Origin of the sequence: Vibrio sp. HA2012 (genome assembly GCF_002812955.1) — a bacterium.
Classification (GTDB): domain Bacteria; phylum Pseudomonadota; class Gammaproteobacteria; order Enterobacterales; family Vibrionaceae; genus Vibrio.
Genome location: NZ_PFXK01000016.1, coordinates 1 through 7,112 on the forward strand (window position 1 = coordinate 1; position 7,112 = coordinate 7,112).

Annotated in this window: 8 protein-coding genes; 4 read left to right on the forward strand and 4 right to left on the reverse strand. The window is 41.9% G+C overall.

Annotated features, from left to right (window positions below; all coding sequences use genetic code 11):
* Positions 1-1,293 precede the first annotated feature (1,293 nt).
* The 3 genes from CSW98_RS17380 to CSW98_RS17390 are packed head-to-tail and all read right to left on the reverse strand — an operon-like array spanning position 1,294 to position 3,249.
* On the reverse strand, positions 1,294-2,475 hold the full coding sequence (locus tag CSW98_RS17380; protein ID WP_100801741.1) for a DNA cytosine methyltransferase: 1,182 nt from the start codon (positions 2,473-2,475) through the stop codon (positions 1,294-1,296).
* A complete protein-coding gene (locus CSW98_RS17385) occupies positions 2,475-3,023 on the reverse strand; it encodes a hypothetical protein (protein WP_100801742.1) in 549 nt (182 codons plus the stop codon). The genes CSW98_RS17380 and CSW98_RS17385 overlap by 1 nt, the downstream gene beginning before the upstream one ends.
* Entirely contained in the window at positions 3,010-3,249 is a 240-nt protein-coding gene (locus CSW98_RS17390; RefSeq protein ID WP_100801743.1) for a helix-turn-helix domain-containing protein, read from the reverse strand. The genes CSW98_RS17385 and CSW98_RS17390 overlap by 14 nt, the downstream gene beginning before the upstream one ends.
* Before the next feature lie 770 nt (positions 3,250-4,019).
* Between CSW98_RS17390 and CSW98_RS17400 the strand changes: the two genes are divergently transcribed.
* The 4 genes from CSW98_RS17400 to CSW98_RS17420 all read left to right on the forward strand — a co-directional run bounded on the left by CSW98_RS17400 (position 4,020) and on the right by CSW98_RS17420 (position 6,883).
* Entirely contained in the window at positions 4,020-4,484 is a 465-nt protein-coding gene (locus CSW98_RS17400; RefSeq protein ID WP_100801745.1) for a hypothetical protein, read from the forward strand.
* An 898-nt stretch (positions 4,485-5,382) separates the two neighbouring features.
* Positions 5,383-5,892 (forward strand): ClbS/DfsB family four-helix bundle protein, encoded by a 510-nt coding sequence (locus tag CSW98_RS17410; protein ID WP_100801746.1) that lies wholly within the window; start codon positions 5,383-5,385, stop codon positions 5,890-5,892.
* 205 nt (positions 5,893-6,097) lie between these two features.
* Complete coding sequence (locus CSW98_RS17415) at positions 6,098-6,343, forward strand: protein L (RefSeq protein WP_100801747.1); 246 nt, start codon at positions 6,098-6,100, stop codon at positions 6,341-6,343.
* A 144-nt stretch (positions 6,344-6,487) separates the two neighbouring features.
* Positions 6,488-6,883 (forward strand): DUF3465 domain-containing protein, encoded by a 396-nt coding sequence (locus CSW98_RS17420; RefSeq protein WP_100801748.1) that lies wholly within the window; start codon positions 6,488-6,490, stop codon positions 6,881-6,883.
* Positions 6,884-6,902: 19 nt separating this feature from the next.
* Here CSW98_RS17420 and CSW98_RS17775 read toward each other — a convergent pair.
* Positions 6,903-7,112: hypothetical protein (locus tag CSW98_RS17775; protein WP_232733552.1), on the reverse strand; the 210-nt coding region annotated here is incomplete at its 5' end.

The window sequence follows — 7,112 nt, forward strand, 5'->3', positions numbered from 1 at the left end:
AACAAACAACTCAAAGGGACAAAAACACGTGCCACTTTTGGTTCGGTTTGTTTTTAGGTTCCAGTTGGTTCGGTTGAGTGAATAGGATTGGTTTTTGCCCTTTAGTTGGGCGTTATGAGGCGGGCTTTTTTTTTGGATTTTAGTGGGTTGCCGCGTTTCGTTTTGTGGGTAATTTCCAGTTTTGTCTTTATTGCGGCTGTAAGCTCTCGCTGGTGCAAAACGGGCCTTTTCATTCGTTGGCTCACCGCTTTAATTACCAATTATTAAAAAGGGTTAAGCCGCTCGAAAACGCGGTGTCTTGAGTTTTGGCGTTGATGCTCGTTCATCTTATTCTTTGGGTCGGCCAGTTTTGTTCGGTTCGGGGCCGCCGTCATAACAAACAACTTAAATGGGACAAAAACACGCACGATTTTTGGCTCGGTTTGTTTTTAGGGTTCCGGCTGGTTCGGTTGAGTGAATGGGTTTGGTTTTTGCCCTTTAGTTGGGCGTTATGAGGTCGGGCTTTCCTTTTGGTTTTAGGGGCTCGCCGCGTTCCGTCTTTCCGCAAATTTTTCAGGTTTACACCCATTGCGGCTGTAAACTTTCGCTGATGCAAAATGAGCTTTTGAAACCCAGTGGCTCACCGCTTTATGCACATAACGGAATAGGTTAAGCTGATTGAAATAGCGGTGTCTTTGGGTTTTGTGCCAGCGTTCGTTCATATTATCGTCTTGGTCGGCATGGCTTGTACGGTTTGGGGCCGCCGTCATAACAAACAACTTAAAGGGACAAAAACACGTGCCACTTTTGGTTCGGTTTGTTGTTGAGGTTACGGCTGGTTCGGTTGAGTGAATAGGCTTGGTTTTTGCCCTTTAGTTGGGCGTTATGAGGTCGGTTTTCAAATATAGGTAAGCTCTGCTGAACACCGGTATTACCGTATCCATTATTGGCTTTGCTTGCGCTTCGATTATCCCGCAGAATCAACGCTTTCAGTTCATAGATCAACGTTGTTTTTCCTTTATTGGTTAGTTCATATTATTTGGTGTTGCGAAGTTTACCGGCTTATTGGACGGAATTTACCAATGGCACAACAGGTATGCGTTGTTGCTGACCATGGTTTGCCGAGAGCGTGAGCGACTTTCAAGTGTTAGTTGGTAAGTGGTAGCGTCGGCAACCGCCGTCATAACAAACGGCTCAACGGGACAAAAACACGTGCCATTTTTGGTTCGGTTTACTTTTGGGTTTCGGCTGGTTAAATTGAGTGCATATGGTATAGGTTTTTGCCCATTAGCCGGGCGTTATACGTGCGGCAGCTCAAGCCGCACTATGCAGTTTAGGTTCACTAAGTAAGTGTTGAGTAAATACCGGTTCTAATATCTTAGAGGCGATAAACTCAATTACGGGAACGCATACAGCATCTCCCATAGCGAAATATCCCTTGTTAGCGTTATCTGGTAAAATAAAGCTATCCCGTACTCCTTGCAATCTAGCGTACTCTCTCGGGGTCAATAGTCTTACTTTCCACCCCCCTTTACCTGCTTGTATCACTATTTGTTTGCTGGAACCACCACGTGGTGTACGTAGACAACCTGCAAACCCATCAGTTCTAAGTTCTGCCATTGACTTTCCCTTTCTCATACGACGATAGACAGTTCCATATTGGTAGTTATCTGAATGTGTCATTTTATCTAAGATAGCTTTATGGGAGTCAGACATTTGAGAGTAAAGGTGTTCTTGTCTTTCGGTATTCCACCATAGGTTAGATTCTTCTTTGATACTTACTTCAATAATATCATTTAGGCGTTGGTTTGATGCTGTAGGAGGGGCTATGTCAAACAAACCCCAGTTAAGCTCTTCTGAATCTAGAATAATGTTCTTAATTTTTTTTGAGCGTAAACGAGGATTTTTATCAAAATCACTCCACCAAGAATCAAGCAAAGTTACTTTGCTTTTTAATTTCATTGTCTGTTTCGCTAACGGTTCTAACACTGCAATACAAAAAACTCGAGGTCTACTTTGAGCAGTAAAATCAATAGCATCTAATTCAATGATGTCTACAAAATATCCTAGATTAGATAGTTCCTTGACTGTGTGTTTAACATCTTCGCCTTTGTGGCTAGTTAGGAAGCCTTTGACATTTTCAAGTAAAACAACTTTAGGCAACGAATCAGTTTCTTTTTTACTACGTAAAATTTCAAATAGTGCGTTTAGAGTTCCAGACTCTGAACCTGAGAGTCCTGCTCTGTTACCAGCGACAGAAAGATCAGTGCATGGAAAAGATGCAGTATATAAAAAAGCATCGCTAGGGAGTTGTTCTGGTTCATTAACAAGATCCCATACATCACCTAACCAGAAGTCTTGACTACCGTAGTTAGACTCATAGGTTTTTTGTTTATCTTCGGATATATCATTTGCCCATAGGCACTGCCAATGCTGCGAGTGGAGTCCTTCGCGAACAAGCCCTACACCAGCAAAAAATTCGCAAAATGTTTTCATCAGTTAAACCTATCAATTACGCTATCGTCTCGGAAGAGCAGTTTACCTTCTTTTATCTCTAATACTAGCGTGCCGTTGTTCTCTACGTATCGATAAGGAATGTTTTTTCTAAATCGTTGTCTACGCTTACCATCTGGTGCTGACTTGTCGTAGTTAGCAAAATACAGAGGCTTCCATTTATTGAAAAATGGCTCAGAAAGTTCAGAACCTTTTAAAACTCTGACAGTTACATCTTGGTAGTTTTCAGAGTATGTACAAAAAAGGTGGTTAACTTCACAATCTTCGTTTAATTTCTGTTCACCGGTATTCAAGTGGTACTGGTACTCAAATGATCCTCCTTGTTTGGCTGACTTGACTTCCCATCCATTTAAATCGGCACCAGTTGTCCCGGTCGCTATGCGACCAGTCAGCATTGCACCAAAAAGCTCCCACATTACGGATGATACAGAACCAGCGACTTTTAACCCATGTGCTTTTAATAGTTCTATTTTTTCTTCGTCATAAATGTGCTTGGAATACAAATCATATGCTTTGCTAATACTGCTCATTATTCACCTCAATTCCTTCAAGCAAGTAGCTAGCAGTGGTTTTTAATGCAGCAGCGATTTTGACTATGTTTAACAAACTGACATTTCGTTGACCGCGCTCTATTGAACTAATGTAAGTCCTGTCTAGTTCGGAAATTTCGGCAAGCCTCTCTTGGCTTATTTTTTGTTGCTTTCTCAGTTCTTTAACTCGTAGTCCAAATGAATCTAACAATGCACTTTCAACCATGCTACGCTCCTCTATGCAGTAGGCAATGATCGGTGTTTGTAGACTTTATATCTACGGACTATGAGTCACATAAATACACGTATAACAAAGCATTTAAGAGTGACTCACAACGCTTGGCGGTTTCAGTTTAAACTTGGCTTTAGTGTTTAAGGTGCAATGGTTTAAGCTAGGTGTTTAGCGTTGTTCGCACCTTAATGCGGCGTTAGTACTGGATTGGCATCAAAGGTAAAATTTCTGGTGTTTATTGGTTTCTTGTCCTTGCTTTACACCTGGTCAAATGTGCCTTTCACGTTCTTTCCGGTGGCACTATATGAGTTGTGTACGCGTTGATTTCACCGTTTACGGTTTCTAACTTTCGGGCTATTTCTCTGGTGCGGCTTCTTTGGTGTTGAGAGATTTTCGTCAAAGAACGAATTTCTTTGGCGCGGTCGTTTAGTTCTAAAGCCCGTATCCTTTGCTAATTTGAACACGGCGAAAATAGGGCAGCTAAGCAAGTTTTTCTTCTCGCCAACTTGCGTTTTGAGATTGAGTTCTAGTTTGGCAGCTGTCCCTTTAGCTTCAGCGTTTTAGGCTTCAGTTTTCGTGCTATATTTCAATATCTTGGCGAGTGCCAAAGGCTTTGAGGGCAGCGTACTAACAAACAATTCAAGAGGGATTCGTAACGCGTGGCATCTTTGGTATGCGTTGGTTTTAGTGATTAAGGTGGTATTCAGCGGCTTTGGTATTGCGTTACTCACCCCTTAATTGGGCGTTATGTGAACAGGAGAAAAATGATAAACCTTCACGAAGAAGCGGCTTGGGTAAGAAGTAAAATAGAATCAGTTGTTGATAAAGGCTGGTTCTATTTTGGTTCTGATTTTCCAATTAATGCTTGTAAACATGCTTCAATGTTGTTCTGCTACCACTTAGCCCAAAAAGGCTATAGTAAGCCTATATACCTTGTCTTTGGTATATCTAAAAAGCGTGGCGGTGAAGTTGGGCATTGGTGGGTAGAAAGTGAAGGTATTTTGGTTGATATAACAGCTGATCAATTTAACCTCATTGAAGACAGCGAACTTAGTTATAAAATCAAAACTCGCAGGTTATATCTTCCTGTTTATTGTGTCCCCACTTTAAATGCACCTCACCACAAGGTGTTCGAACTCGTTCCCAAAGAATTATGGGCTTGGAACGAAGATGATGTTAGTGAAATTTACCTTGATGAACTAAGCATTTTTTATAGTCGCTTGTTGTAGCAGTTCACATAACAAACTGTTCAAGAGGGATTCGCAACGCGTGGCATTTTTACTATGCGTTGAATTTAGTGGTTAAGGTGGTATGCGGTGGCTTTGGTATTGCGTTGCTCACCCCTTAACAGGGCGTTATGAGGTCGGGCTTTCTTTTTTGTTTCAGGGGCTTGCCGCGTTTCGCTTTACAGACGATTTTCCAGATTCATCTTCATTGCGGCTGTAGGCCTTTGCTGGTGAAAAATGGGCATTTTCATTTCATGGCTCACCGCTTTGATTATTTTATTCAAAAGGGTTAAGCCGCTTGAAAACGCGGTGTCCTGAATCTTGGCGTTGATGCTCGTTCATCTTATTCTTTGAATCAGCCGTTTTTGGTCGGTTCGGAGCCGCCGTCATAACAAACAACTCAAAGGGACAAAAACACGCGGCATTTTTGGTTCGGTTTGGTTTTGAGGTTCCGGCTGGCTCGGTTGGGTAAATTAGGTCTGGTTTTTGCCCTTTAGTTGGGCGTTATGAGGCGGGCTTTCTTTTGGGTTTGAGGGGGTGCCGTGATCCGTTTTTCAGGTAATTTTCCAGGCTCGTCTTTATTGCGGTATTAGGCTTTCTCTGGTGCAAAATGAGCTTGTGAACTCCGGTGGCTCACCGCTTTAATTTTGTGTCATCGAAAAAGGTTAAACTGATCGAAACGCTGTGTCTTTAAGTTATTCTCCGTGGTCGGTTCATTTTAATTCTTTGAATTGGCTGGTTTTTGTTCGGTGTGGGCCGCCGTCATAACAAACAACTTAAATGGGACAAAAACACGCGGCATTTCTGGTTCGGTTTGTTTTTGAGGTTCCGGCTGGTTTGGTTGGGTTAATGGGGTTGGTTTTTGCCCTTTAGTTGGGCGTTATGTGAATGGAGGTCGAAATTGTCTTCTGTACCAAAAAATAAGGATGAATTGGAGTTAGCCATAAACTCAATATTTCCCAAACTAATGGTCGACTATCGCTCAATCCCTGAAAGTAAAGCCCGCAAAGTCGGCGTAGAAGGGAACGTTAAAGGCACATTTATTAGCGTTAGTGATACAGTCGCTTACTTGATTGGTTGGGGAAAACTCGTTCTAAAATGGCACCGTTTAAAATCTCAAAATCAGCATGTGGATTTTCCTGAAACTGGCTATAAATGGAACCAACTTGGGTTGCTAGCCGAAAGTTTCCACGAAGAATATCGTGACTGGAAATACAGTGATCTGCTTGTTGAACTAGAGTTTACGATTAACGAGATACTTCTACTCATTTCAAGTTTAAGTGATCATGAGTTGTATGGTGTAGCGTGGTATGAGCTATGGACTCTAGGGCGCATGATTCAGTTTAATACATCATCACCTATGAAAAATATGCGTACAAAAGTTAGGCGTTTCAATCGGGAATTCACATAACAAAGCGTTTAAGAGGGATTCTCAACGCTTGGCATTTTTAGTTTGAATCGGTTTAAGTGATTACGGCACAATGGTTTAGGTTAGGTGGTTGGCGTTGTTCCCCCCTTAACGCGGCGTTATGTGCTCTAATTGTGTGATGCGCCTATGAAATAATTTTCACAATGGTTTAGTGTCTTAGGCTTACTTAATTACAAAGGAATATAATATGTCTTGGTATATCGATACTTCAAATTTAACACAGGCTGTGGCTGATAAAGCACATTGGACTAACTCATACGGTCCAGGAAGTGAAGTGCCTGTGTCGGGGATATATCGTTGCATCGGTTGTAAAAAGGAAATTACTTCTAATGCTGGTGATCCTTTCCCTCCCCAAAATCATCATCAACATACGACTTCACAGGGTGCTGTTAAGTGGAAGCTTAATATCCGGACTAACACCAATGGAGATTAATTAGTTCGGTGACCATATAGCCGCGCACATAACAAAGCATTTAAGAGTGATTCGCAACGCTTGGCGCTTTCGCTTCGCTCAAGTATAGCCAAGCGCTGCTCACACCTTAATGCGGCGTTATGTGAAACGGAGAAATCAGGAAGTATGAAAAACTTCATAGCCTTATTGGTAATTGTATTCGGTGTCATTACTTTTAATGCGCAGGCTAATGATTTTCAGCTCATGCAGGCTTTCGAAAATCAGCAAAGTAATGTTCAAATTATGGGCTCAGGAAAGGTTATTCGCTTGCTATCAGATGATAATAAAGGCTCAAGGCATCAAAGATTCATACTGCAACTCAATAACAAGCAAACTCTGTTGGTTGCTCATAACATTGACCTTGCGCCAAAAATTTCAAGTTTGAGTGTTGGTGACCATGTGCAGTTTTATGGTGAATATGAATGGAACCACAACGGTGGGGTAATTCACTGGACTCATAAAGACCCGCAAAACAAGCATGCGAATGGCTGGTTAAAACACATGGGCAAGATGTACGAGTAAGTTTCACATAACAAACAACTTAAAAGGACAAAAACACGTGCCACTTTTGGTTCGGTTCATTTTTGAGGTTATGGCTGGTTCGGTTGAGTGAATGGGTTTGGTTTTTGCCATTTAGTTGGGCGTTATGAGGCGGGCTTTCTTTTTGGTTGAGGGCGTGCCGCAATCCGTTTTTCAGGTGATTTTCCAGGCTCGTCTTTATTGCGGCATTAGGCTTTCGCTGGTGCAAAAT